At 72.0% G+C, this 22,908-nt stretch carries 28 protein-coding genes and 1 pseudogene; 14 read left to right on the forward strand and 15 right to left on the reverse strand.

Annotation, left to right across the window (positions count from 1 at the left end; translation table 11 throughout):
• Nucleotides 1-200 precede the first annotated feature (200 nt).
• The 3 genes from CLV40_RS10920 to CLV40_RS10930 are packed head-to-tail and all read left to right on the forward strand — an operon-like array spanning nt 201 to nt 2,355.
• Nucleotides 201-1,043 (forward strand): MEDS domain-containing protein, encoded by an 843-nt coding sequence (locus CLV40_RS10920; protein ID WP_104478783.1) that lies wholly within the window; start codon nt 201-203, stop codon nt 1,041-1,043.
• A complete protein-coding gene (locus CLV40_RS10925) occupies nt 1,040-1,987 on the forward strand; it encodes a sensor histidine kinase (RefSeq protein ID WP_181043433.1) in 948 nt (315 codons plus the stop codon). Before CLV40_RS10920 ends, CLV40_RS10925 begins: the two co-directional genes overlap by 4 nt.
• Nucleotides 1,987-2,355 (forward strand): RNA-binding S4 domain-containing protein, encoded by a 369-nt coding sequence (locus CLV40_RS10930; protein WP_104478785.1) that lies wholly within the window; start codon nt 1,987-1,989, stop codon nt 2,353-2,355. The genes CLV40_RS10925 and CLV40_RS10930 overlap by 1 nt, the downstream gene beginning before the upstream one ends.
• Here the strand turns inward: CLV40_RS10930 and CLV40_RS10935 are convergent.
• From CLV40_RS10935 to CLV40_RS10960, 6 genes are all read right to left on the reverse strand, one after another.
• Nucleotides 2,352-2,996, reverse strand: coding sequence for a hypothetical protein (locus CLV40_RS10935; RefSeq protein WP_104478786.1), 645 nt, complete (start codon nt 2,994-2,996; stop codon nt 2,352-2,354). The genes CLV40_RS10930 and CLV40_RS10935 overlap by 4 nt on opposite strands.
• A gap of 5 nt (nt 2,997-3,001) precedes the next feature.
• Nucleotides 3,002-3,556, reverse strand: coding sequence for a hypothetical protein (locus tag CLV40_RS10940; protein WP_104478787.1), 555 nt, complete (start codon nt 3,554-3,556; stop codon nt 3,002-3,004).
• A gap of 40 nt (nt 3,557-3,596) precedes the next feature.
• The gene (locus CLV40_RS10945; protein ID WP_104478788.1) at nt 3,597-5,168 is read right to left on the reverse strand and encodes a WXG100 family type VII secretion target; all 1,572 of its coding nucleotides are present in this window, start codon (nt 5,166-5,168) and stop codon (nt 3,597-3,599) included.
• Nucleotides 5,165-5,638, reverse strand: a complete 474-nt coding sequence (locus CLV40_RS10950) for a YbaB/EbfC family nucleoid-associated protein (RefSeq protein ID WP_245931216.1) — start codon at nt 5,636-5,638, stop codon at nt 5,165-5,167. The genes CLV40_RS10945 and CLV40_RS10950 overlap by 4 nt, the downstream gene beginning before the upstream one ends.
• Before the next feature lie 86 nt (nt 5,639-5,724).
• On the reverse strand, nt 5,725-6,573 hold the full coding sequence (locus tag CLV40_RS10955) for a sensor histidine kinase (RefSeq protein WP_245931217.1): 849 nt from the start codon (nt 6,571-6,573) through the stop codon (nt 5,725-5,727).
• Nucleotides 6,570-7,232 carry a response regulator transcription factor gene (locus tag CLV40_RS10960; RefSeq protein ID WP_104478789.1) on the reverse strand — a complete coding sequence of 221 codons (663 nt, stop codon included), beginning with the start codon at nt 7,230-7,232 and terminating at the stop codon, nt 6,570-6,572. Before CLV40_RS10960 ends, CLV40_RS10955 begins: the two co-directional genes overlap by 4 nt.
• Nucleotides 7,233-7,341: 109 nt before the next feature.
• Here CLV40_RS10960 and CLV40_RS10965 point away from each other — a divergent pair, with 109 nt between their 5' ends.
• Nucleotides 7,342-8,442, forward strand: a complete 1,101-nt coding sequence (locus CLV40_RS10965; protein ID WP_181043434.1) for a glycosyltransferase 87 family protein — start codon at nt 7,342-7,344, stop codon at nt 8,440-8,442.
• 8 nt (nt 8,443-8,450) lie between these two features.
• Here the strand turns inward: CLV40_RS10965 and CLV40_RS10970 are convergent, their stop codons facing one another.
• Nucleotides 8,451-8,864 (reverse strand): hypothetical protein, encoded by a 414-nt coding sequence (locus CLV40_RS10970; RefSeq protein ID WP_146107989.1) that lies wholly within the window; start codon nt 8,862-8,864, stop codon nt 8,451-8,453.
• Nucleotides 8,865-8,878: 14 nt separating this feature from the next.
• Between CLV40_RS10970 and CLV40_RS10975 the strand changes: the two genes are divergently transcribed.
• Both CLV40_RS10975 and CLV40_RS10980 read left to right on the forward strand, forming a co-directional pair.
• Nucleotides 8,879-9,325: a hypothetical protein gene (locus tag CLV40_RS10975; protein WP_104478792.1), complete on the forward strand. Its 447-nt coding sequence runs from the start codon at nt 8,879-8,881 to the stop codon at nt 9,323-9,325.
• Between the two features lie 50 nt (nt 9,326-9,375).
• A complete protein-coding gene (locus CLV40_RS10980) occupies nt 9,376-9,906 on the forward strand; it encodes a hypothetical protein (RefSeq protein WP_104478793.1) in 531 nt (176 codons plus the stop codon).
• Here the strand turns inward: CLV40_RS10980 and CLV40_RS10985 are convergent.
• Nucleotides 9,903-10,415: a DUF2199 domain-containing protein gene (locus CLV40_RS10985; protein ID WP_104478794.1), complete on the reverse strand. Its 513-nt coding sequence runs from the start codon at nt 10,413-10,415 to the stop codon at nt 9,903-9,905. The genes CLV40_RS10980 and CLV40_RS10985 overlap by 4 nt on opposite strands.
• 10 nt (nt 10,416-10,425) lie before the next feature.
• Nucleotides 10,426-10,950, reverse strand: a complete 525-nt coding sequence (locus CLV40_RS10990; protein WP_104478795.1) for a CGNR zinc finger domain-containing protein — start codon at nt 10,948-10,950, stop codon at nt 10,426-10,428.
• Between the two features lie 141 nt (nt 10,951-11,091).
• Between CLV40_RS10990 and CLV40_RS10995 the strand changes: the two genes are divergently transcribed.
• The gene (locus tag CLV40_RS10995) at nt 11,092-12,396 is read left to right on the forward strand and encodes an MFS transporter (RefSeq protein ID WP_104479040.1); all 1,305 of its coding nucleotides are present in this window, start codon (nt 11,092-11,094) and stop codon (nt 12,394-12,396) included.
• 14 nt (nt 12,397-12,410) lie between these two features.
• Here the strand turns inward: CLV40_RS10995 and CLV40_RS11000 are convergent, their stop codons facing one another.
• Nucleotides 12,411-13,172, reverse strand: coding sequence for a class I SAM-dependent methyltransferase (locus CLV40_RS11000; protein ID WP_104479041.1), 762 nt, complete (start codon nt 13,170-13,172; stop codon nt 12,411-12,413).
• Between the two features lie 79 nt (nt 13,173-13,251).
• On the opposite strand from CLV40_RS11000, the gene CLV40_RS11005 reads away from it, so the two are divergent.
• Nucleotides 13,252-13,842, forward strand: a complete 591-nt coding sequence (locus CLV40_RS11005; protein ID WP_104478796.1) for a TetR/AcrR family transcriptional regulator — start codon at nt 13,252-13,254, stop codon at nt 13,840-13,842.
• A 377-nt stretch (nt 13,843-14,219) separates the two neighbouring features.
• Here CLV40_RS11005 and CLV40_RS11010 read toward each other — a convergent pair whose 3' ends face one another.
• From CLV40_RS11010 to CLV40_RS40240, 3 genes are all read right to left on the reverse strand, one after another.
• Nucleotides 14,220-15,122 carry an RNA polymerase sigma-70 factor gene (locus CLV40_RS11010; RefSeq protein ID WP_104479042.1) on the reverse strand — a complete coding sequence of 301 codons (903 nt, stop codon included), beginning with the start codon at nt 15,120-15,122 and terminating at the stop codon, nt 14,220-14,222.
• On the reverse strand, nt 15,119-16,276 hold the full coding sequence (locus CLV40_RS11015) for an NAD(P)/FAD-dependent oxidoreductase (protein WP_104478797.1): 1,158 nt from the start codon (nt 16,274-16,276) through the stop codon (nt 15,119-15,121). Before CLV40_RS11015 ends, CLV40_RS11010 begins: the two co-directional genes overlap by 4 nt.
• A 184-nt stretch (nt 16,277-16,460) precedes the next feature.
• A complete protein-coding gene (locus CLV40_RS40240) occupies nt 16,461-16,586 on the reverse strand; it encodes a hypothetical protein (protein WP_281261655.1) in 126 nt (41 codons plus the stop codon).
• 285 nt (nt 16,587-16,871) lie between these two features.
• Between CLV40_RS40240 and CLV40_RS11020 the strand changes: the two genes are divergently transcribed.
• Nucleotides 16,872-17,297, forward strand: a complete 426-nt coding sequence (locus CLV40_RS11020) for a hypothetical protein (protein WP_104478798.1) — start codon at nt 16,872-16,874, stop codon at nt 17,295-17,297.
• A 55-nt stretch (nt 17,298-17,352) separates the two neighbouring features.
• Here CLV40_RS11020 and CLV40_RS11025 read toward each other — a convergent pair whose 3' ends face one another.
• A complete protein-coding gene (locus tag CLV40_RS11025; protein ID WP_245931218.1) occupies nt 17,353-18,138 on the reverse strand; it encodes a helix-turn-helix domain-containing protein in 786 nt (261 codons plus the stop codon).
• 109 nt (nt 18,139-18,247) lie between these two features.
• On the opposite strand from CLV40_RS11025, the gene CLV40_RS11030 reads away from it, so the two are divergent.
• Entirely contained in the window at nt 18,248-18,658 is a 411-nt protein-coding gene (locus CLV40_RS11030) for a hypothetical protein (protein ID WP_104478800.1), read from the forward strand.
• Between the two features lie 4 nt (nt 18,659-18,662).
• Nucleotides 18,663-19,561 (forward strand): annotated as a pseudogene (locus CLV40_RS11035) (LLM class flavin-dependent oxidoreductase).
• A gap of 47 nt (nt 19,562-19,608) precedes the next feature.
• Here CLV40_RS11035 and CLV40_RS11045 read toward each other — a convergent pair.
• On the reverse strand, nt 19,609-20,301 hold the full coding sequence (locus CLV40_RS11045; RefSeq protein ID WP_104478803.1) for a type 1 glutamine amidotransferase domain-containing protein: 693 nt from the start codon (nt 20,299-20,301) through the stop codon (nt 19,609-19,611).
• A gap of 120 nt (nt 20,302-20,421) precedes the next feature.
• On the opposite strand from CLV40_RS11045, the gene CLV40_RS11050 reads away from it, so the two are divergent.
• The 3 genes from CLV40_RS11050 (at nt 20,422) to CLV40_RS40245 (ending at nt 22,758) form a co-directional block, all read left to right on the forward strand.
• The gene (locus tag CLV40_RS11050) at nt 20,422-20,976 is read left to right on the forward strand and encodes a TetR/AcrR family transcriptional regulator (protein WP_104478804.1); all 555 of its coding nucleotides are present in this window, start codon (nt 20,422-20,424) and stop codon (nt 20,974-20,976) included.
• Between the two features lie 42 nt (nt 20,977-21,018).
• The gene (locus CLV40_RS11055; protein WP_104478805.1) at nt 21,019-22,152 is read left to right on the forward strand and encodes an FAD-dependent oxidoreductase; all 1,134 of its coding nucleotides are present in this window, start codon (nt 21,019-21,021) and stop codon (nt 22,150-22,152) included.
• Nucleotides 22,153-22,629: 477 nt separating this feature from the next.
• Nucleotides 22,630-22,758 (forward strand): hypothetical protein, encoded by a 129-nt coding sequence (locus CLV40_RS40245; RefSeq protein ID WP_281261656.1) that lies wholly within the window; start codon nt 22,630-22,632, stop codon nt 22,756-22,758.
• The last annotated feature ends 150 nt before the right edge of the window (nt 22,759-22,908 follow it).

Raw genomic sequence — 22,908 nt, forward strand, 5'->3', positions numbered from 1 at the left:
CGCCGCCTCCTCGGCGCAGGCGACTACGCCGGCCTCAAAACCCTCACCACCACCACCAACTAACCCCCCGGCCCACATCCCCACCACAGCCCTTGTGAGCCCTCCCCACCGGGAGGGCTCGCTGGCATTCCAGGGCCTTTCCCACACCGGTGTTTCCGTGCCATTCCTAGTGTTGGCGCGGAGACGCGTATGGTGAGGCAGTGAAACCGACCACCGGGTTAGGCGACGTGTCCACGGGACGCGGCCGTTCCCACCTGTGCTGGTCGTTCACCGAGATCGGCGAGTTCGCCGCCAAGGCCCGCGCGTTCCTCGCCGAGGGCCTCGCCGACGGCAAACGCGTGTGCCTGATCGCGCCCGGCGGCGTCGACGAGCTGACCGACCACCTGCGCGCGCTCCCCGGTTTCGACGCGCTCCGCGAACGCGGCGCGGTGCACGTGCGGTCGCCCGACGGCATGTACGGCGCCGACGCCGTCGACCCCGTCGAGCAGGTGCGCGCCTACTCCGCCGAGACCGACGCGGCCGTCGCCGCCGGGTTCACCGGCCTGCGCGTCGCCGCCGAGGTGTCCCACCTGGTCGACACCCCGGCCCGGCTCGACGCGTTCGCCGAGTACGAGCACATCGTCGACCGCTACATGGCGGTGAGCGGCTTCGACGCCCTGTGTGCCTACGACGCGCCGCGGCTGGGTGCCGCCGCCGTCGAGCGACTCGCCGCGCTGCACCCGCGCGGCAACGTCGACACCGTCCCGTTCCACCTGCACGGCTGGGGCGACGGGGGCGCGGTCGTCCTCGACGGGGACGTCGACCTGGCCGCCCACGACCTGTTCCCGTGGGCGCTCGACCGCGCCGCCGCGCACTGGGGACCAGGCGAGGTCGTGATCGACGCCCGTGGCCTGGAGTTCATCGACCACCACGGGCTGCTGCGGCTGGCGGAGCTGGCGGGTCGTCGGGGGCTGACGATCGTGCTGCGCACCAGCCGGTTCAGCCCGGCCCGGGTCGTCGAGGCACTGCGCCTCGACGGGGTTCGCGTGGAGCGGGCGGCGTGAGCGCGGACGTCGACTCGATCAAGCGCGGCTACGACCACGCCGCACTCTGCTACGCCACCGACCGCGAACTGGTCGACGCGGCGACGGCGTTCCTGACCGACGGCCTCGACGGCGGCGAGGCCCTGGTCGTCGCGCTGGACCGGCCCCGGGCCGACCTGGTCCTCGCCGCGCTGGCCGACCCCGGCGCGGTGACCGTGCTCGCGACCGGCGACCTGCACTGGCGGCCTGCCGTCGTCATCAAGTCCTACGGCGACCTCTACACCCGGCTCCTCGACGGTGGCGCCCGCGCCGTGCGGCTGCTGGGCGAGATCCCCGACCGGGCGCTGACCACCGCGTGGGACGTCTGGGGCCGCTACGAGTCGGCGGTCAACTACGCGTGGGACCGGTTCCCGCTGCGCAGCATGTGCGCCTACGACACCCGCACCACGTCGTCGTGGGTCCTCGACGACGTCGCCAAGACGCACTCCCTGGTGGTGAGCGCCGAAGGGGTGCCGGTCCGCAACTCCCGGTATGTGGAACCGCCGCTGTTCCTGTCGAGCCCGCGCCCGATGGTGCCGTACCCGATCCAGGACACCCCGCCCGTCGTCGACCTGGTCGTGACCACGCCCGGGGCCGCGCGCTCCGCCGTGCGGACCGCGAACCGCGACAGCCTCGCCCCGCGCGAACTCGACGACGTGGTCATGTCGGTCAGCGAGGTCGTCACCAACGCCATCAAGTACGGCACCCCGCCCATCCGGATCCGGGTCTGGACCGCCGCCGACCACATGACCGTCACCGTCCACGACCGCGGCCCCGGCCCGGCGGACCCCTTCGCCGGGCTGCTCCCCGCCCCGCGCCCCGAAGGGGGCGGCTACGGGCTGTGGCTGGCGCACCAGCTCTGCCACCACGTGACGTTCGCCGGTGACAGCACGGGTTTCACCGTCCGCCTCACGATGGGCCCGTGATGGAGTCCACCCGCGTCGACCGGTGGCTGTGGGCGGTCCGGCTGATGAAGACCCGCCCCGACGCCGCCGCGGCCTGCCGCGCGGGCCACGTCAAGGTCAACGACCGCCCCGCCAAGCCCGCCACGGTCGTCGTCCCGGGCGACGAGATCCGCGTCCGCGTCAACGGCACGACCCGTGTCGTGGAGGTGACCCGCACCATCCAAAAACGCGTCGGCGCCCCCGAAGCCAGCCTGTGCCTCATAGACCGCACCCCCGCCCCACCCCCGGACGCCCCCGCCCCCGTCGCCACCCGCTCCCGAGGCACCGGCCGCCCCACCAAACGCGAACGCCGCGTCCTGGACCGCTTCCGCCAGGGCGGACCGGACTAGCCCGCGAGGTGGTCGTGGTTCCCCGCCCTGGCCGACAGGCGGGAGCCGTCCGCGAAGCGCACGCGGACCAGCCAGGTGAACGGCGCGCCCCGGCCCACGAGGGCGGTGTCCCACTGCGGCACGCGATCGGTCTCCCAGAACGAGATCACCGCGTCGTCGACGCGCCACTCGGCGGTGGTGTCGAGCCAGTTGTCGAAAGCCTTCGCGGCCCGGCCGAGCAGCCCCGGCTTCTTGGGCGCCGAGCCCTTGCGGCGCAGCTGTTCCGTGACGAGGAGCCGCTCGGGGAACAGCACCGCCACCCTGCGGTCGGTGATCGCGAGGCCGACCTGACCGTTCCCCGCCGCCAGATAGCCCGCAGCCACGACAGCGTCATGCCCGGCGGTCGGCGCCTCCGCGAACCAAGCGAGACTCGGCTCGTCCACCCACTCGTCGTCGGGGAGGCGCACCGCGAAGTCCGACAGCTCGGGCCAGTCGTCCTTGATCGGCACCAGCTCCGGCACGTCGTCCGCGGGCGGGTGCGGGAACCGGGGTTGTCCACCGATGCGCGAGGCGATGTTGCCTTCGCGGGGGCCGAGCAGCACCAGCAGTCGTTCACCGGGCGCGCACCACTGGCTCGCGACGGTCTCTTCGTACAGGGGCATGCGGGTTACCGATCGTGGGTGAGGTCGAGGAGTCGTTGGTAGACGCGCGCGTCCCCGGTCAACCCGAAGCGGAAGTCGAGGCCGGACCCATCGGTGAGGGTCATGCGCAGCGATGGTTTGGTCTTGCGCATCCCCGCCGGAGTTTCCGCGATCCCGAAGTCCCGGATCTCCGCCCGGCCGATCACGAACAGCGGTGTGAGCCGAGCGAGAGTCGTCTTGGGCCGTACGCGCGCACTCGGCACGAACAGCTCCTTCACGGACTGCGCGATGTCCCCCACGCTGGTGTGGCCGAAGTCGTACCGCGCCGCGTGCAGCCCGGTGTCGGTGAGCACCCACAGGGTGAGCGCTTCCACGGCGATGAGCGGCTCGAAGTACCGCCACGCCGCGCACCGCTTCTTCTTGCCGTGCAGGATCAGGCTGGCCTCCTTCGTGGGGCCATCCTCCTCCCGCCGTGCCTTCGCGTCGTACCCGGCGAGCCCGATCTCGCCCGCCCACCGCAGGCGCTCGCCGGGCAGCCACTCCCGCGCGTGGGCCACGGGCCCCGCGGTCTCGCTGATCATCGCCCAGTCACCTCTCCATGCCCCCAACCACGGGAACGCCTCAGTCGACCGCGAACCCGCGCTTCTCGACCGCTGCGCGCTCCTCGTCCGACGATGGATCTTGAGCGTGCTCGTCGATCTGCTTCAGACCCCATTCCACGACCGCGCCCGGCACATTCTCCAGGGTGCCGCGCACGACCACGCGGCCGATGTCGGTGGTGCCGCTGAGACCCGCGAAACCCAGTCCGGTCCTGACCACCCGCTGGGCCAAGGCCTGTTCACCGGCCAGGTCCACGAGATCGCTCGGTCGCGCATGGTCGGGCAGGGGTGGATCGTTCGGGCGGATCGGTTTCCTGGGGACTTTGCTGCCGATGAAGTTGTTCGGGCTCGTGGTGGCGTACTTCGAGACGCCTTTCACCGCTTCGTCCACGTCGCCGGTGTGGTGACGGGTCATGCCCGCCACCGGGTTCAGGTTGTCGAGTCCCCGGCCGATGGGTTTGCCGATCAGCGGTATGTTGTCGATCCGGTCGGCCTTGCTGACAGCGCCCTCGACGATCTTGTTCTGGCGGACCCGCCTGAGCACCTTCTCCAGGTTGGTGATCAGCGGCTTCAGCCGGTGCATCAGGGTCGCGACTTTCGTGCCGAGGCGACTGGTGGTGATGGCGACCTGCGAGGCGGTCAGCCCGGTCGCCGCCACGGTCGAGGCGCCCGCGGTGATCCACGAGGCGGCCAGGGCGGCCAGCCACTCGATGATCAGGCCGATCACGAACTCCTGGATGATGTCCACGACCACTTGGACGAACGTGTCGAAGATGTCGGCGGCCGTCTCCAGGATGCCTTGGAGTTCCCCGACGTCGCCGCCCAGCGCACGGGCGCCCTCGGCGAACTCCGCCATCTCCACCCGGAACGCGTCGCCCGCCTCGCCCTGCCAGCCCGTCTCGGTCGCGCGCGCCCGGTCGCTCTCGTGGTCGGCGACCTTGTCGAGCCACTCGCCGACCTTCTCCCAGCCCTTGGCGGTGCTGCGCATCTGCTCCGGGTCACCGACGGCCGGTTCCAACACGAAGTTGACCAGCGGGCTGATCGCCAGCGACACCAGGAAACCCAGTCCGTTGTCCACCAGCGCCTTGCCGGGGCTCGCGATGATGCTCAGCTGCTCCATCCGCGCGTTGAACACCGCGAACGCGCCCTGGGCGGGCTCGTCCACACCCGTGTCGGCGACCTTGTCATAACTGTCAACAGTGGACATACCGTACTTGGCGACCTGGTGGAAGTCGCTGTCCCGCTCGTCGTTGCCCGCGCCGTTCAGGTCGCCCAGGGAACCGACGCCCTTGCCCGCCGAGGTCAGCCCGGTGGCGTTGTCGGCGTCGGTCGCGCCGTACGCCTTCGCGGTCGCGTCGAGGGCGTCGGCGATCTCCGCCAGGTACGACGACGCCTTGCCCGCCGTGGTCTGGCACTCCTCCAGCGCGGTGAAGTAGCACTGCGCGGCCACCCGCCCCAAGGGGCCGAAGCACTCGTCGTGCATGCGGGCCTGTTCGAGGAGCCTGGCCAGGCCGGTGAAGTTGTCCGCCTGGGCGCGTGATCCCTTGGCGTGGGCGAGGAGCAGCCCACCGTCGACGTCCAGGGCGCCGGTCATCGCCGTCCTTTGTAGATGCTCTCGTCGGGGAACTCGTCGTCGTCGGGCCGGGTCGGCGCCGCGGGTCGGCGCGGCGGGTCGATGGGCAGGCTGGACGCAGGCGGGGGAGCGGTCGGGCCCAGCGGTTCGACAGCGGGGGAGTGCGCGCGGAACGCGGCCTGGAACTGCTCGTACCGAGCCTCGCCGACGACCGGGCGGACCGTCTCCGCCATCCGCGCCGCCGCCTCGTGCTGCGCGGCCCGGATGGTCGCCAGGATCTCCTGCGTGAGCTGCGTGTGCGACCGGTTCATCGCGGCGGGCGACAGCTGCAACCCCAGCACCGCCCCCGACGGCGCGACAGTGACCGCCACCGACCCGTCGGGGTTGCGCGCGCTGCCCTTGAGCCGCGCGATGCTCTCGCGCAGCCCGGACACCCGCGCCGCCTGCTCCTCGAACCGCCGCATCGACTCGGCGTACTTGCCCTCATCCACCGCGAACCTCCCAGCCGGTCTTGGATGGTAGGGGTCCGTTCAGCGGGACAAGGGCGGGTTCCGGTCAGTGTGGCGTGCGCCCCAGATCACCTTGTGTGCCCGGTCACCTCGGCCGACGGCAGCGTCACGTCGACGCGGAGTCCGCCCTGTGTGCCAGGTTCGGCCGACACGCCGCCGTCGTGGGCGGCGACGATGGAGCGGACGATCGACAGGCCCAGGCCCGCGCCGTCGCGGTGGTTGACGCGGTCGCCCGTCAGGCGTCGGAACGGTTCGAACAGCGACGACACCGCCTCGGCGGGGACCACCTGCCCGCTGTTGCGCACCGACAGCACGGGGTGCCCGGCCACGACGACCTCCACCCAACCCCCCGGCGCGTTGTACTTGATCGCGTTGTGCAGCAGGTTGCCGATCAGCCGCTCCAGCAGGACCGGGTCGCCCGCGACCGTTCGCGCCACGACGTCCCGGCGCAGGGCCACGCCCTGCACCGCCAGCGGGGTGCGCAGCTCGTGCGAGGCGTTGGACGCGAACCGCCGCTGGCTCTCGAAGCTGATCACCATGCGGTCGAGCATCCCGTCGACCGCGTCGGCCAGCGCCCGCAGGTCGTCGCGGGTGCCGCCGCGGCGGATGCGCTGGCCCAGGTTCTGCGGGCCGAGCTGCCGCACGGTCCACGCCATCGCGCGCAGCGGCGCCAGCGACCGGGTCGCCGCGTACCGGGCCAACCCGACGGCGGCGACCGGCAGCGCGACCATCTCCAGCACCCACAGGACGTTCTGCAGGGTGTTGAGCTGGTCACACCCGTAGTACAGGCACTCGCCGACGAGCGAGGTGTAGCCGTCGCGGAACTGCCCGAACGTGGCCCTGCCCAGCAGCACCCCGACGACGACCATCGCGGCGTTCGTCACGGTCAACCGCGCGCGCAGGGAGAGCGGCGTCACGAACCGAGCCGGTACCCGACGCCGGGCACGGTGTGGATCACGGCCGGCTCGCCCAGCTCGCGGCGCAGCGTCATCACCGTCACCCGCACCGTGTTGGTGAACGGGCCCGTGTGCTCGTCCCATGCCTTCTCCAGCAGCTCCTCGGCGCTGACCACGGTTCCGGCCTCGGCGCGCAGGAGCACTCTAAGCACCGCGAACTCCTTGGGCGACAGCGCCAGCGGCCTGCCCTCGCGGGTCGCGTGCCTGCGGGCCGGGTCCAGCTCGATCCCGGCGCGGTCGAGCACCGGCGGCAGCGCGCGGTGCGCGCGCCTGCTCAGCGCCTCGACCCGCGCGACCAGCTCGGCGAACGCGAACGGCTTGGTGAGGTAGTCGTCGGCGCCGATGCCCAGGCCGCCGACCCGCTCCCGGATGCTCGCGGCGGCGGTGAGCATCAGCACCCTGGTCTCCCCGCCCGCCGCCACCACGCGCCTGCACACCTCGTCGCCGTGCACCTTCGGCAGGTCGCGGTCGAGGACGACCACGTCGTAGCGGTGCACGGCCACCCGCTCCAGCGCCGCGTCGCCATCGTGGCAGACGTCGACGGCCATGTGCATGTGCCGCAGCCCCTCGGCGATGGCCGCGGCCAGCAGTTCCTCGTCCTCGACGACCAGTACGCGCACGTCACACCCCGTCCCCCGGATCGAGCGGTGGTCTACCGCAGCCGTGATAAAAACCGGATAAAGGTGGTTCTTACCCACGCCTCTCACCCGATTCGGTATGAATATCCGCATGCGAGCTCTGGCCGTTTCGGCTGCCCTGCTCACAGGGGCGTGGATAGTTTTCCTGGCACGGCAGTACCACCTGGATCTGGACGTCTACCGGATCGGGGTGAACGTCTGGCTCTCCGGCGGTGATATCTACGGGACGCTGCCACCGACGTTGGCCGGGATCACACTGCCCTTCATCTACCCGCCGATCTCGGCGGTGGCCATGGTCCCGCTCACGGCGATCCCCTTCCCGGCGGCCAGCGCGGTGCTCGTGTTCCTGTCCGTGGTGTGCGCGGGCATCACCCTGGCTGTGACGTTGACCTCGGTGAAACTGTCCAAGAACTGGCTGGTGGTCATCCCGCTGGTGCTGTTGCTGGAGCCGTTCCGCGCCACGCTGGACTACGGCCAGGTCAACATCGTGCTGATGGTGCTGGTCGCGGTCGACTGCCTGGCGCCCACCACGCGGTGGCCGCGCGGTCTGCTGGTCGGCTTAGCCGCGGCGCTGAAACTGACCCCTGCCGCGTTTGTCCTTTTCTTCCTGCTTCGCCGTGACTGGAAATCGCTGGTCACCGCGGGCGTTTCGTTCGCCGCCGCCACCGCGATCGGGTTCGTGGCCGCCTGGGACGAATCCGTGCGGTTCTGGACGACCGAGGTCTTCGCGACCGGCGACAAAGTCGGCGTCGGGTACATATCGAACCAATCCATCCTGGGCGTGCTCACCCGTGCGGACGCGACCTGGCTGTGGCCGCTGCTCGCGGTCGGCGTCCTCGCGCTCACCATCCCCGCCATGCGCCGCTCGGCGCCCGCCACCGCGTTCTCGCTCAACGCGCTGGCCATGCTGCTGGTCTCGCCGATCTCGTGGTCGCACCACTGGGTCTGGTGCCTGCCCGTGATCGTCGCCTTCGCCGCGCAGGGCCACCGGGTGCTCGCCGGGATCGGGCTGGGGGTGTTCGTGCTCGCGCCGCACTGGTGGGGTGTCCCGGTGCTGGAGAACGGCTTCTTCGCCTTCGCCATCGCCAGCCTGGCGGTACCGGTCGTCGCGCCGCTGCTCACCCGCCGCGAAGACAAGGTTCCGGACCTGCCGCCCGCGGCCCAGCCCGCCCCGGTCCCCGCGAGTCCGTAGCGACCCCGTTACGCCCCCGCCCGTGCCGGCGATTGATCGTCGGCACGGGCGATGAGGAGGACGGCAGTGGTGGGTGCGGTGATCGGGCACGGGACGGCGACGATGAGGGTGCCGAAGGGCCTGGAGGTGCGCTTCTTCACCGACGAGGGGTCGCCGCTGCTGATCGTCAACCTGCTGGAACTGCTCAAGCGCGACAACCCGCGGGTCCCCATGCACGTCTTCAAGGCGGGGACCCCGTGCCGAACTACCGGTACGAACCGTTCAAGCCGCACGAACTGCGCGCGGTCGCCGAGTTCGACCAGCTCGACGTGCCGCACACCACGGTCGGCACCCCGGCCCACCCGAACACGGTCCGGCTCTGCGCCGACCCCGAGAAGTGCGCCAAGGCGGGCGAGCACAAGTGCGCGGGTGTCTTCGGTCACGCGAACCGCGAGAAGTGGACGACGACGAACTCCGCGAGTGGGCGGACTGCCTCGACCTGCGCACCCGGATCACCGCCGACCCCACCGCGGTGGGGTCCGCCCCCGCCGCCGTCAGGTTCCGCCTGCTCCGCGACTACCCCCAACACCGCCACCTGGTCCAGGCGAAGCCGGCGCTGACCGAGCAGGAGGGCCAGCGGATCCGGGCCTTCGCCGAGTCCCCGTTCCAGACCAAGGTCGGCGACTGGCTGGACCTGCCGCTGGAGGACCAGGCCCGCTGGATGACCACCCCGGTCATCGCCTCGTGGGCGGCTGCCTTCCGGGCCTTGGAGCTGTTCGACTTCAACCTCCGCGGCGACCGCCTGATGGCCCTCCTCCGGCGTCTGGACCCGAAGGCGCGTGAGTTCGCGTTGGAGGAGCAGAGCCTGGCCGACTACCTGACCGCCAATTCCCTCCGGATCTGACCCACCCGGTGGCACACTCTCCGTGGTTGTGTCAGGGGGACAGGTCAGGTATGTGGAAAATCGTAGGATTCGACGACTCGGACAAGCTCGTCTTCGACTACTACCTCGACGGCATGTCGCCCGCGGAGTTCGCGCGGGTGCTGGGGTTCGACGAACGGACCTACTACGACGGGTACGAGTACGAGCTGACCGAGCCGATGAAGGTCGAGCTGGCGCGGCGGTTGGGCCTGGAGTTCGATCCCGCCGTGGAGTACTTCGCCGGGGAACGGGCCGAGTTCGACGGGCAGCGAAGCCACGGCCTGGCCCACTTCGCGGACACGATCCTGCCGCTGCGGTCGGCGGACGGGAACCGGCTGACCTTCACCGTGACCGACGACGACCTCGAGGACGACGAGATCGCCTTGCTGATCTCCGCGCACACCCGCTACCCGCCGAAGGTCGCCAACGCCGATTTCACGGAGATCGAGCCGGACGCCACCCACCTCGCCATCGCCCGCGACGCGACCGCCGTCCTGCGCTCCCACGACGGCAACCTGCTCCTGCTCCACCGCCCCCACGCGACGCTGGTCCTCCGCGACTAGCCCTTCGGGTGCAGCAGCTGCTCGGCGATCTCGCGGACCCGGCTCAGCGGGATGCCGTCGCGCTGTTCCACGGCCAGCGGGTGGTCGGTCGGCTCCAGCTCCACCAGCGGGCGGACACCGAGGGGCTGGCTGTGCACGCGGGTCTTGAGGTTCAGCGTCGTCGGCTCGTAGAGGGGGACCTCGGTGGAGAGCCAGCCGAAGTAGGCGGGTTCGTCGACGCGGGCCGGGTCTTCCCAGAGGTCGGTGGCCCGGCGGAAGTTGGCCTCGCTCAGCGAGACCCAGACGCCCCACTCGAAGGGGTCCTCGGCGTCGACCACCGGCAGCACGATCCGGGCGCGGATGAAGAAGTTCTCCCCGTCGATGACGCACAGCTCGTCGCTGAGCCCGGTGTTGGGCCTGCCCTCCATGTCCGGCTCCCAGAACGCGGGCGCGGGCGCGGAGTAGGCCAGCGGCAGCTCGTCGTGGCGCACTCCGCAGGAGGAGCAGAAGAAACCGGGTTCGTCCGTCACGGGCGTCAGCCTAGATGCTCCCGACCCGGGGGCTCAGCGCGCGGTGGCGCCGGGCCTTGGCGCGGTTGCCGCACACCCGCATGGAGCACCAGCGGCGACTGGTGTTGCGCGACGAGTCCCAGTACAGCCAGCCGCACTCCCGCGCGTCGCAGCGCTTGACCCGCGCCGCCTCGCCGGTGATCAGGACGGTGGCCAGGTCCGCGGCGAGCCGGGCCAGCGCCGCGCGGACCGGCGGCGGGTTCCCGTGCGGCACCAGCACTCCCGGTGCCGTCGAGGCGCGCAGCGGCAGATCGCGCAGCGCGCCCTCCAGGCCCGCCGTGCCCCCGCCGCCCGCCAGTTCCCGGATCCCGGCCCGCAACCGCAGCGCCGTGGCGTGATCGCGCGGGTGCGCCGCGTGCGGTTCGCGCAGCAGCCCGGACTCCAGCAGCCACCGGCCGAGCGCGGCCGGGGTGGTCAGGGCGTCGGCGCCGGTCTCCAGGTCGAGGGTGTTGGCGAACTCGAGCAGGGCCGTGGCGGGCGCGGGCGGTTCGGTCACCGAGTTGCCTCCCGTCGAGATAACCGGTAAAACTTAAACATAGGTTACGCGCGGCCGGACGAGTGAGCAACGCCTACGCTCCGAACCGATGCTCTTCACCGGTTATCCACGAGGACTGGCGACTCAAGGGAACTGATGACGATGACCGAGCAGGTGACCGAGCCCGCGACCCGGGCCCAGCCGACCCCGGCGGCGGATCCCAGCGCCCGCAACACCGTCGTGCTGGTGTCCTTCACCGCCGTCACCAACCTCGCCGACGGCGTCACGAAGATCGCGCTACCGCTGCTGGCCACCCGGCTGACCTCGTCGCCCGCCGCGGTCGCCGCGGTGTCGCTGACACTCACGCTGCCCTGGCTGCTGACCGCCCTGCACGTCGGCGTGCTCGTCGACCGCGTCGACCGACGCCGCCTGCTCTGGCTGGCCAACGCCCTGCGCCTGCTGGTCCTCGGCGGCCTGCTCGGCGCCTACGCCGCCGACGCGGTCACCCTGCCCCTGCTCTACGCGGGCGGCGCGGTACTCGGCGTGGCGGAGGTCATCGCCCTCACCTCGGCGATGGCCCTGACCCCGGCCGCCGTCGGCCCGCGCTGGCGCGAACGCGCCAACGCCTGGGTGACCGGCGCCGAGACGGTCTGCAACGAGTTCTGCGGCCCCTTCGTCGGTGGCCTGCTGGTCAGCATCGGCACCGCCGCCGCGCTCGGCACCACCGCCGTCGGCTACGCCGTGTCCACGGTGATCCTCGTCCTGCTCGTCGGCACCTTCCGCGTCCGCCGCGCCGAGCAGCCAGAGCGGGTCCAGGACAAGCAGAGCGTCAGCGCCCAGATCCGCGACGGCCTCCGGTACCTCTGGCGGGAGCGCCTGCTGCGCCTGATGGCGCTCGTGCTCACCGTCCTCTGCCTCTGCTGGGGCGCCTGGCTGGCGATCATGCCGCTGATGGCGACCTCGGTCATGCGCCTGAGCCCCGGCGAGTACGGCGTGGTGCTCAGCGCGCTCGGCATCGGCGGCCTGGTCGGCGCCGTCACCGTCACCTCCGTCAACCGGCTCATCGGCCGCCGCTGGGCGCTGTTCGCCGACCTGGTCGGCACCCTCGCGATGGTCGCGGCCCCCGCCTTGACCACCAACGCCTGGCTGATCGCGGTCGGCGCCTTCCTCGGCGGCATGGGCGGCACGCTGTGGGCGGTCAACGCCCGCACCATCGCCCAGTACCTGGTCCCGGCCGAGCTGATGGGCCGCTACAGCGCGGTGGCCCGGCTGTTCAGCTGGGGCGCCATGCCCATCGGCGCGGGCTTGGTGGGCGTGCTCGCCGAGTGGTTCGGGATCCAGACGGCGTTCCTGTTCTTCGCCATCGCCGTCGTCGCGATCGTCATCCCGTTCCTGCGTACCGTGACCCCGGAGGTCATGGACCGCGTCGAGCGTGCGAAGCGGCGGCAGCTGGCGGAAACCGACTGACCACTTGGGACAGTCTATCGGTTGCGGGCGGCGGTGATGGCGACCGTGGTGTAGTGCATGGTGAAACGGCCGCCCAGCTTGTCGATGGCGGTGCCCACGTCGTCGAGGATCTCGGCGAGGGCGTCCGGTGGGAGCTGGGTCATCGCGCCGGTGGTGGGGAGTTGGTCGAGCCATTCGTCGCGGGTGTAGGGGTGTTCCCAGGTGACGTGCCACGTTTCGGGGGTGGCGAAGGCGTTGGTGTGGTGGAGGCCGTCAGCGGTCTTGTCGAAGATGGGGCGGTAGCGGTCTTCGCGGGGTGTCTTCGCGATGGCGTCGAAGTCGATGGGGGAGTCGGGGACGACGCGGCGGTAGGCGGTAGCGAGTGCTCGGCTGATGTTCTCGGGTGGGTCGAAGACGTGCCAGAAGGCGGCGAAGAGACCGGTGGGGCGTAAGGCTTGCGCGGCTTTGGCGGCACCCGCGGTCGGGTCGACCCAGTGCCAGGACTGGGCAGCGGTCATGGCGTCGAACCGGCGGTCCGCCGGGTCCCAGTCCTCGATGGTCGAGACCTCGACCGGGAGGTGGCGGCGGGCGATCTCGGCCATGCGCCGGTCGGGTTCGACGCCGAGGACCGTGCAGCCCCGGGCCTGGAACTGGCGGGCCGCGATGCCGGTGCCGCAGCCGACGTCGACGACCGCACGGCCGGGGCTCGCCTCGACGATCCGGGTGATGAGGGCGTCGGGGTAGGCGGGGCGGGCGCGGTCGTAGCGGTCGGCGTCGGTGCCGAAGGACTCGGCCATGGCGCGGTGCCGGTGCGGAGTGGGCATGTGCCCACTCTAGTGGGCGGTCGCCCACTGGGCCAGGTGCGAGAATGGCGGCATGCCGACAGGGGTGGCCATCCGCGAGGTGCGCAGGCAGCTGTTCGACGCCGCCGAGCGGGTCCTGCTGCGCGCCGGGCCGAGCGGGCTGACCAGCAGGGCGGTGACGGAGGAGGCGGGGTGCGCCAAGGGGGTGCTGCACCGGCACTTCGCGGACTTCGACGCCTTCCTCGCCGACCTGGTGCTGGACCGCGTCAACCGGGTCGACGCCCGCGCGGCCGCGCTGCGGGAGGCCGTGGGGACGGGCGACGTGGTGGACAACCTGACCGACGCCCTGACCGCCCTGTTCGAGTCGGTGGCGGTCGCGATGGTCGCCCTGATCACGTTCCGTGACGAGCTCCGGGCCCGGCTGCGGGACGCGTGGCCCGCGGGGGTGCCGGTGCTGACGGAGGGCGCGATCATGGTGTCCCGCTACCTCGCCGCGGAGCGGGAGCGGGGACGGGTGTCGGGGCGGGCCGATGTGGAGGTGCTGGGCGCGACGCTGATCGGCGCCGCCCACCTCCTGTACGCCGACCGCCTCGGTGTCGCCCCCACCCCGGAGGATGTCCGCCGCATGGTCGCGACGGTCGTCGCTGGGGCTTTGGTGGCCTGACACACCTTTTCGGGGAAGTCGCGCGGTCGGTCTTGCGCCCTTGGCAGAGGGGCGTCTGTCGCGTGGCCGCTGGAGTCCGAACGGTCCGAACGGGTTCGTCGGAGGTCTCGCGCTCTTCGGCGCCACCCGCTTGCGGGCCGTTCGCCCGCGGTGGCGTTTCCGGCGCGTGATCAACATACGCCTCCGGCCCCGGTATCCATTCTACCGGCGGGGGCCGACAGCTCCGGCCGAAGACGATCAAGCCTGTGGACAACTCGGGCTTGGGTAGGGGCGGTGGGGTTTGGGGCGGTGGTGGCCGGGTTGGGCGGGCGGTGTGCCGGTGCGCGGCTGGTGAGGTGTGGGTCGGCCTGGTTGGGGCCGGGTGTGTTGGCGCGTGGCTAGTGGGGTGTGGGGTCGGGTCCGATGTGGAGGATGAGGCCCGAGGTGACGGCTCGGAGTTTCTCGGGGTTGGCGATGTTGTGGATGGCCGTGACCCGGCCGTGCGCGTCCAGGTCCAGGCTGAGGGTGGCCAGCACGCGGCCCGGGGCGGTGAAGACGATGGTGGGGGTGCCGTTGAGCTCGGTGATCTCGGCGCTCATGTCCGCCGGGTCCACGCCCTCGTACGGCCGTGTCGCGATGCCCGCGAACCAGGTGGCGACGCGGTCGGCGCCGGTGATGGGGCGCAGGGCCTGGCGGACCTTGCCGCCCCCGTCCGTCCACAGTGTCACGTCCGGGGCGAGCAGGGTCATCAGGGTGTTGATGTCGCCGCCGGAGGCCGCGGCGAAGAAGCGTTCGGTCACCTGGCGTTGGCGGGCTTGGTCGGCGGGGAAGCGGGGGCGGCGGGAACGGACGTGGTCGCGGGCTCGGTGGGCGGCTTGGCGGACCGTGTCCTCCGAGCGGTCGACGGCCGTGCCGATCTCGCCGTAGCTGAAGCCGAAGGCCTCCTTGAGCACGAACACCGCGCGCTCCAGGGGGCTCAGGGACTCCAGGACCACCAGGAGGGCCAGCGACACCGAGTCGGCGTCGGCGGTGTCCGCGGTGTCGGTGCGCACCGGTTCCGGCAGCCACGGGCCGACGTACGTCTCGCGGCGGGCCTGGGCCGCGCGCAGGCGGTCGATGGCCACCGTGGTCACGATCCGCACCAGGTACGCCTTGGGGGCGGCCACCCGGGACCGGTCGGCGGACGACCACTTCACCCACGCGTCCTGCACCGCGTCCTCGGCGTCGGCCGCCGAACCGAGGACGCGGTAGGCCACCGAGAACAACAGGTTCCGGTGCTCGGCGAAGACCCGCTCGCTCATCGCGTGTACCGGCCGCCGCGGCGCCACCCGAGGGTGCCCAGGACCGGGAAACGCGACATCCGCCCGAACGACGCCCACCCGCCCGCACTCACCGTTTCCTTGTACCACACCGCCCGTCGCCCGGTCAGGTGCGACCGCTTCGGCGAGTTGTCCGGACGGGTGAACTGCACGACTGCGTCACCGCGGCCCAGGCTCACCGGGCAGTGCAGGTAGCCGAACCGGAACGCCTTGGGCCGCTTGCCTTCCAGCTCGCGCACGATCGATATCGCCGCGTGCACGCCGGTCGGCATGCCGCTCTGGCACGTGCCGGTCAGCGTCCCGTACCCCTGCCGGACCGCCGCGGCGTCGCCGACCACGTACACGTCCGGGTGCGACACCGAGCGCAACGACTCGTCCGTGACGACGCGGCCCCGCTCGTCCACCGCCAGCCCGGCCTCGGCGGCCAGCGGTGACACGCGCACACCGCTGGTCCACAGCACGACGTCCGCGGGCACGGCGTCGTCGTCCAGCACCACCGAGTCGGGCAGCACCTTGACGATCTCCACCCCCGACCGCACCCGCACCCCGAGCCGGGCCAGCGCCGCGTCCACGTACGCCTTGGCCTTGGGGGCCAGGCCCACCCCCGGCTCCGCGCGCCCCAGCAGCACGACGTCGAGCCCCGGGTGCGCCTCGGCGATCTCGGCGGCGGCCTCCACCCCGGTCAACCCGCCGCCGCACACCGCGACCGTCCCGGTGCCCAGCGTCGCTAGCCGCCGCGCGAGGGCCTCGGCGTCGTGCGCGCTGTCGAACGTGTGCGCGTGGTCGGCGGCACCCGGCACCGCGCCCGTGTCGCTGACACCACCCAGCGCGTAGACGAGGGTGTCGTAGTGCAGGACACGCTCGTCGTCGATCCGGACCGTGCGCGCCGCGGCGTCGACAGCGGTGACCCAGCCGTAGACCAGCGTGATCCCGTTGTCCCCCAACACATCCGCGATCCGCAGGTCCGCCAATTCCTGTCCGGCCGCCGCCTGGTGCAGCCGCAACCGTTCGGTGAACCGCGCGGTCGCGTTGACCACGGTGATCTCCACGTCCGCGCGCCGCCTGGTCCGCCCGGCCAGGTTGACCGCCGCCGCCATCCCCGCGTAACCCGCCCCCAGAACCACGATCTTGTGCATTGCCCCCTCCTTTTCCTCGATGACTGCCGACCACGAGACGGGTGCGCGGCAGCCGACCGTGAAATGCGGTGACCGGCATCACAAGTCAGGGGGTAACAGCCACCACCGGACGGCAGCGGCTACCTCGCCTGCGCACCGACCAGCCCATGCCCGCGCCCCCGTACGGTTGGGACGGTTGGTCCGACTACCCGAACCGCAACTGCGCCTGGGTCCCCGACGGCCTCTTCGACGGCATCAGCACCGGCCCCCTTACCTCCAGCGGCCCGGCCTGCGTGTTCGCCACCGCCGACGGCACCTTCGTCCAGCTCACCTGGGGGATGAGCGACGGCCCGGCCCTCTACGACCGACTCGCCTTCACCTCCCGGGTCGAGATCGCCGGACTCCCGGCCCGGCAGTACGACCTGGCCAACAACCAGGACGAGTACCCCGTCACCTGCCAGATCCGCCTCAACACCGGCTCCCCGCACCAACTCGGCGTCCTGTACTCCCGCGAAGCCGCGAACTCGCCCATCGACCGCGACGGCAGTTGCGCGATGGCCCGCCGAGTCGCCGAACTCGTCGCGAGAGCCCGGATTCCGTTGGCGGGCGGGAAAGTGTGGGAACCGACACCCAGGCGCCGGACCCGGCGGTGGTCCCAGTGGAGGCCTGCGCGGCCGTCGGCACGACCGCGACCATCGGCGTCGGCCTGCCCTTCAAGGAGGGCGAAGCCAAGAAGGGCACCACCGAGCTCGGCTCCACCTGCGTGGTGTCCAAGAAGGGCGCGGAGATCGCGAGCGTCCTGACCGCCGGGCCGGACCAGGGGCTGGCGCGGGTTCCGGCGCCGGACGGCGCCGAGGTCGAGGAGTTGAGGCTGGGAGTGCTGCCCGCCCGTCAGGAGATCGTCGGCAAGACCTGCGCCATCGCGACGGAGATCGCGCCGGGCCGCACGCTCCGCGTCCGGTTCAGCCGGGATTCCGTGAAGGGCGACGAATGCCTGGGTGCCCGTCTGGTCACGTCGGAGGCGATCGTCGCGCTGTTCTGAGGCTCGTGTCACGGTGCGAAGCCAACGCCGGTCGCGCGGACCGCGGCCGTGGGTGTCACACCGTGGATCGCGGGCCCTCCTCGGCCATGGCTGCCAGCGCGGTCGCGGTGGGCTCGTCGGCGGGGAGGAAGGCCTCCAGCCGGAGCTCGGCGACCGTGACGTCCAGGGCGGTCGCGAAGTGGGTGAGGGTGGTGAGCAGGTGGAGTTCGCCCGTGGGGGTGCGCAGGCGCAGCGGGACGGCGAAACCGAGGTGGGTCGGGGCGAGTGGGCGCGCGGGGGTGTACTCGGAGAGTTCGGCGATCAGGTCGGTGAGCGCGGGGTCCGGGGTCCGGGCGGCCTGGCCGCGGAGGGCGTCGACCACGTGGCAGGCCCATTCGTCGAAGTTCGCGATCCGGGGCGCCAGGCCGGTGGGGTGCAGCACGAGCCGGGCGACGTTGACCGGGGGAGCCAGCAGTTCCGGGGCGACCCCGGTCATCAGCCGGTGGAAGGCGGTGTTGGCGGAGACCAGGGTGCCGTGCCGGTCGATGACGATCGCCGGATAGGGGTTGTGGGCGCGGAGCACCTGCTCGACGGCGGCGCGCACGGGGGACAGTTGGCCGTCGTCCCACGGGGTCTCGGGGTAGGCGGGGGCGTAGCCCGCGGCCAGCAGCAGGGCGTTGCGCTCGCGCAGCGGCACGTCGAGCGACTCGGCCAGCCGGATGATCATCGCCCGGCCGGGGGTGGAGCGGCCGCTCTCGATGAAGCTCACGTGTCGCTGGGTGGTGCCCGCGCGCAGCGCCAGCTCGATCTGGCTGACCTTGCGGCGTTGGCGCCAGGCGCGCAGGTCGTCGGGGAGGGGCACGGGTCCTGTGTAGCCCATCCGGTGCGGCTCGGCTATTCCCCGCCGGGAATTGCCGGGCCACCCGGTGCACCGGCACCGTTGCCGCACCGAACGACGACTGGGGGGGAACATGTCCGATCCGATCGAGCTGGCCGACCGCTACGTGGCGGTGTGGAACGAGCCGGACGCCGACGCGCGGCGGGCGGCTGTCGGCGATTTGTGGGCCCGGGACGGCAGGCACATCCTGCAACCACCGGGTGAGGTGGTGAAGGCGGCCGACGACTTGGGGCTCACCACGGTGTTCGAGGCCAGGGGGCACGCCGAGCTGACGCGGCGGGTGCGGCTGGCCCACGAGGAGTTCGTCGCCCCGGGCGAGTACACCTTCCGGCGCCGCGACGACGTCGCGCGGCTGCGGGACGCCGTCAAGTTCAGCTGGGAGATGGTGTCCGCCGACGGCGAGGTCGCCGGGGTCGGCACCGAGTTCCTGCTGCTCGACGCCGACGGCCGGATCGTCGCCGACTACCAGTTCATCGAGGGCTGAGCCCGTGTCCTTCGGCTACCTGCTGCCCACCTTCGCCGCCGAGCCGGAGTCCCTGGTCGAGCTGGGCGGGTTGGCGGAGGAGGCGGGGTTCGACGCCGTCTGGGCGCCCGACAGCCCACTGGTCTGCGGCCTGCCCGACCCGCTGCCGCTGCTGTCCGCGCTGGCCGCGACCACCCGGCGGGTCACCCTCGCCACCGGCGTCCTGCTCGGCGCCCTCCGCCACCCCGTGCTGCTCGCGCACACCTGGCCACCCTGGACCGGCTGGCCGGGGGACGGCTGGTCGTCGGGCTCGGCTCCGGCTTCACCGACCCGCAGACCGAGCGCCAGTTCACCGCCGTCGGCGTGCCGTTCCGGGGGCGCGGCGGCAGGCTCACCGAGACGATCACCGTCCTGCGCGCCCTCTGGTCCGGCGCGACCAGCCACCAGGGCCGCCACTTCACCTTCCACGACGTCACCCCCGCCCCGAAGCCCCACACGCCGGGGGGACCGCCGATCTGGCTCGCGGGCACCGGCGCCGCGGCCGAGCGGCGGGTCGGCGAGCTGGCCGACGGTTGGCTGCCGTATCTGCCCACAGTGGACGGTTATCGAGCGAGCCTGAGCCACGTCGAACACGCCGCCGCCCAAGCCGGACGCCCCACTCCGACCCCCGCTCTCTACGCGACGGCCGCGATCGACAAGTCGGAAGACGCCGCCCACCAACGACTCCGGACCGTGGTCGAGCAGTGGTACGGCTACCCGTTCGAGGCGGTGTCCACCCTCCAGGCGATGTACGCGGGCACCCTCCCCGGCCTGCGAGCTTGGCTGGCGCCCTACCTCGAAGCCGGTGTCCGCCACGTCGTCCTCCGCGTTGCCGACCCCCACCCGCGCCGCGGCCTCGACGCCGTTGCCGCGCTTCTCGCGTGAAGGGAACGGCAGGCGCTCGGTGGAGCGCCTGCCGTTCGGGATCTCGGTCAGCTGAGCCGGTCGACGAGCGCCTTGGCGATCACCGGGGCGCTGGCAGGGTTCTGCCCGGTGATCAGCGGGCCGTCCTGCACGACGTTGGGCAGCCAGTTGGCGGCCGACCTGGTGAAGTTCGCGCCCCGCGCGGTGAGGTCGTCCTCCAGCGAGAACAGCAGGTGGCGGGACAGGTCCAGTTCGTCGTCCTCGGTGTTGGAGAAGCCCGTGACCGTGCGCCCGCGCACGTACGGGCTCCCGTCGGCGGCCTTGACGTCCCGCAGGATCCCCGGCGCGTGGCAGACCATCGCGACCGGTGTGTCGGTGCCCAGGGCGTGCTCGACGACCCGGATCACCCGCGAGTCGACGGCGAGGTCCCACAGCAGGCCGTAGCCGCCGGGGAAGAACAGCGCGTCGAAGTCGCCGTGGTCGACGTCGGCCAGCGCGGCGGTCTCGGCGATGGCCCGCATGCCCGCCGGGTCGTCGAGGAACCGGTCGGTGTTGGCGGTGGTGAACGGCGCCTGGAGGCTGAGGTGGTCGATGGGGGCCGCGCCGCCGCGCGGGGAGGCGAAGACGACCTGGAAGCCCGCTTCGACGAACGCGTAGTACGGGGTGGCGACCTCTTCGAACCAGGTGCCGGTCTTCTTGCCGCTGACACCGAGGTCGGCGTGCGAGGACAGGGTGACGAGGATCCGTCGTGGTCGGGGCATGGTGACTCCTTCGGTTGCTCTACCTACTAGTAGATAGGGAGAGCTTGGTTCGTGGAGATCGACGCCGTCAAGGCGGTGAGATCGGGGTCACGCCTACCTGTCGGCAGGTAGGGTGTCGTCATGGACCGTGTCGACACCCGAGGTGCCCTGCTGGACCACGCGACCCACCTCGTGCGGACCCGCGGCTACTCCGCGTTCAGCTACGCCGACCTCGCGGCCGCCGTCGGCATCCGCAAGGCCAGCGTCCACCACCACTTCTCGACCAAGGAGGAGCTCGGCGTCGCGCTCGTGGCCCGCTACACCGAGCGGTTCGTGGCTCGGCTGGCCGAGATCGACCGGGTCGGCGCCGGGCCGGTCGACGCCCTCGAGCGGTACGCCGCGCTGTACCGGGAAGGGCTGCTCGACGGGGAGGCCTGCCTGTGCGGGGTGCTCGCCGCCGAGACCGACGCGGTGCCACCGGCGGTCGCCGCGGGCGTGGCGGAGTTCTTCCGCGTCAACCAGGCGTGGTTGACCGAGGTGATCGAGCGCGGCGGGTTATCGGTGGGGGCGGCGGGTGACCGCGCCGCCACCGTGCTGGCCGTCTTGGAGGGCGCGGTGCTGGTGGCCAGGGCGCAGGACGACGTCGCCGCCTTCGACCGGGTGGCCGCCGCGGCGATCGCGATGGTCCAGGCCTGAGCCGGGTTTGCCGACTTCGCGTCGCGGCAGGACGCTGGGGGAGTGACGAAGCGACGGGTGGTCGTGGTCGGGGCCGGGCTCGGCGGGGTGACGCTGGCCAGGGTGTTGCAGGTGCACGGCGTCGCGGTCGAGGTGCTGGAGGCCGAGCCGTCGGCGGCGGCGCGGACCCAGGGCGGGATGCTGGACATCCACGAGGAGTCCGGGCAGGTGGCGCTGCGCGCGGCGGGACTGTACGAGCGGTTCCTGACCAAGGTGCACACGGGCGGCCAGGCCATGCGGGTGCTCGACGAACGCGCCACCGTGCTGCACGAGGAGACCGACGACAGCGCGGGCGGCAGACCCGAGATCGATCGCGGCGACCTGCGCGCGCTGCTGCTCGGGTCACTCGCCGAGGGCACGGTGCGCTGGGGCGGCAAGGTCGTCGGCGCCACGTCTCTCGGCGACGGGCGGCACGCGGTCGCCCTGGCCGACGGCGGGACGGTGGAGGCCGACCTGCTGATCGGCGCGGACGGCGCCTGGTCGCGGATCCGGCCGCTGCTCACCCCGGCCGTGCCCGCGTACACCGGCATCAGCTTCGTCGAGGTGGACCTCCTCGACGCCGACCGCGCCCACCCGACCGCCGCCACCCTGGTCGGCGGCGGCATGTTCTTCGCGCTGGGCACGGGGCGGGCGATGCTCGCGCACCGGGAAACCGACGGCAGCCTGCACGTCTACGTCGCCGTACCGGCCGAGGTGGGATGGCTGGCCACCATCGACTTCGCCGACCCGGCCACCTCCCGCAGCGCCGTCCTCCGAGAGTTCGACGGCTGGTCCGAAGACCTGCGCGACCGGGTGCGCGACGCCGACGGCCCACTGGTGCCCCGACTGATCCACGCCCTCCCCGTCGACCACGGCTGGCCGCGCGAACCCGGCGTGACCCTGCTCGGCGACGCGGTCCACCTGATGTCCCCATTCGCGGGCGAGGGCGCGAACCTCGCCATGCACGACGCCGCGGAGTTGGCGCGGGCACTGGTCGAGCACCCCGACGACACGGAGGCGGCACTGGCGGCGTACGAGTCCGACCTCTTCCCACGCAGCCGAGCCGCGGCGGCGGACTCCGCGGCGAACATGGCCCTGATGTTCGGCCCGAACGCCGCCCGCGTGATGGCCGACTTCTTCACCGGCGCCCGGCCGTGACGCGGCCGTCGCCCGCACATGATCGGGCGGTTCAAACCTGGGCTGGCGTTGTGCCAGGCCGGCTCGGCCGCGAACGTGATGCTGTTGTTCGGCCCGAACGCCGACCGGACTGTCGCCGACTTCTTCGCGGGCATCCAGTCATGGCGCGGTTCGCGGTCGCCGCCTGCACATGACCGGGCGGCTCAAGCTCTGGGCTGGCCGGGCCTGCCAGGCCGACTTGGCCGCGAACGTGGCTTTGTTTGTTCGGCTTGAATGTCGCCCGGGCGATGGTGGACTTCTTCGCCGGCGCCCAGTCATGACGTGGTTCGCGGTCGTCGTCGGCGCATGATCGGGCGGTGCGAGTCTTGGATTGGCGCGGTCTGTCGGGCCGATTAGGCCGCGAACGTGGCGCTGTTGTTCGGTTCGAACGCTGTGCGGTGATGGTGGACTTCTTCGCAGGCGCCCAGCCGAGACGCGGTTCGCGGCTGTCGTCGGCGCGTGACCGGGTGGTTCAAGTCCTGGGCTGATGCGGCCTGCCAGGTGGACTTGCCGGCGAACGTGGCCCTGGTGTTCGGCCCAAACGCCGCCCGCGTGATGGTCGACTTCTTCATCGGCGCCCAGCCGTGACGTGGTTCGCGGTCGCCGCAGGCACATGGCCGGGCGGCTCAAGCCCCGGGCCGGTCCGCAAGGCCGCGTCTGGCGGCTTCGGCCAAGGAGACCGCTTGCCGCTGGGAGGCCGGGCGTTCCGTGACGAAGTGCGCGGCGGGGCGGAACCTG

This window comes from Actinokineospora auranticolor, from assembly GCF_002934265.1.
Lineage (GTDB): Bacteria > Actinomycetota > Actinomycetes > Mycobacteriales > Pseudonocardiaceae > Actinokineospora > Actinokineospora auranticolor.

Bases quoted from the DNA above. Each gene is read 5' to 3' on its own strand.
- CLV40_RS10930 (WP_104478785.1), top strand. From the start codon at position 1,987: ATGGAGTCCACCCGCGTCGACCGGTGGCTGTGGGCGGTCCGGCTGATG.
- CLV40_RS10935 (WP_104478786.1), bottom strand. From the start codon at position 2,996: ATGCCCCTGTACGAAGAGACCGTCGCGAGCCAGTGGTGCGCGCCCGGT.
- CLV40_RS10940 (WP_104478787.1), bottom strand. From the start codon at position 3,556: ATGATCAGCGAGACCGCGGGGCCCGTGGCCCACGCGCGGGAGTGGCTG.
- CLV40_RS10945 (WP_104478788.1), bottom strand. From the start codon at position 5,168: ATGACCGGCGCCCTGGACGTCGACGGTGGGCTGCTCCTCGCCCACGCC.
- CLV40_RS10965 (WP_181043434.1), top strand. From the start codon at position 7,342: ATGCGAGCTCTGGCCGTTTCGGCTGCCCTGCTCACAGGGGCGTGGATA.
- CLV40_RS10980 (WP_104478793.1), top strand. From the start codon at position 9,376: ATGTGGAAAATCGTAGGATTCGACGACTCGGACAAGCTCGTCTTCGAC.
- CLV40_RS10995 (WP_104479040.1), top strand. From the start codon at position 11,092: ATGACCGAGCAGGTGACCGAGCCCGCGACCCGGGCCCAGCCGACCCCG.
- CLV40_RS11000 (WP_104479041.1), bottom strand. From the start codon at position 13,172: ATGGCCGAGTCCTTCGGCACCGACGCCGACCGCTACGACCGCGCCCGC.
- CLV40_RS11005 (WP_104478796.1), top strand. From the start codon at position 13,252: ATGCCGACAGGGGTGGCCATCCGCGAGGTGCGCAGGCAGCTGTTCGAC.
- CLV40_RS11010 (WP_104479042.1), bottom strand. From the start codon at position 15,122: ATGAGCGAGCGGGTCTTCGCCGAGCACCGGAACCTGTTGTTCTCGGTG.
- CLV40_RS11015 (WP_104478797.1), bottom strand. From the start codon at position 16,276: ATGCACAAGATCGTGGTTCTGGGGGCGGGTTACGCGGGGATGGCGGCG.
- CLV40_RS11030 (WP_104478800.1), top strand. From the start codon at position 18,248: ATGTCCGATCCGATCGAGCTGGCCGACCGCTACGTGGCGGTGTGGAAC.
- CLV40_RS11045 (WP_104478803.1), bottom strand. From the start codon at position 20,301: ATGCCCCGACCACGACGGATCCTCGTCACCCTGTCCTCGCACGCCGAC.
- CLV40_RS11050 (WP_104478804.1), top strand. From the start codon at position 20,422: ATGGACCGTGTCGACACCCGAGGTGCCCTGCTGGACCACGCGACCCAC.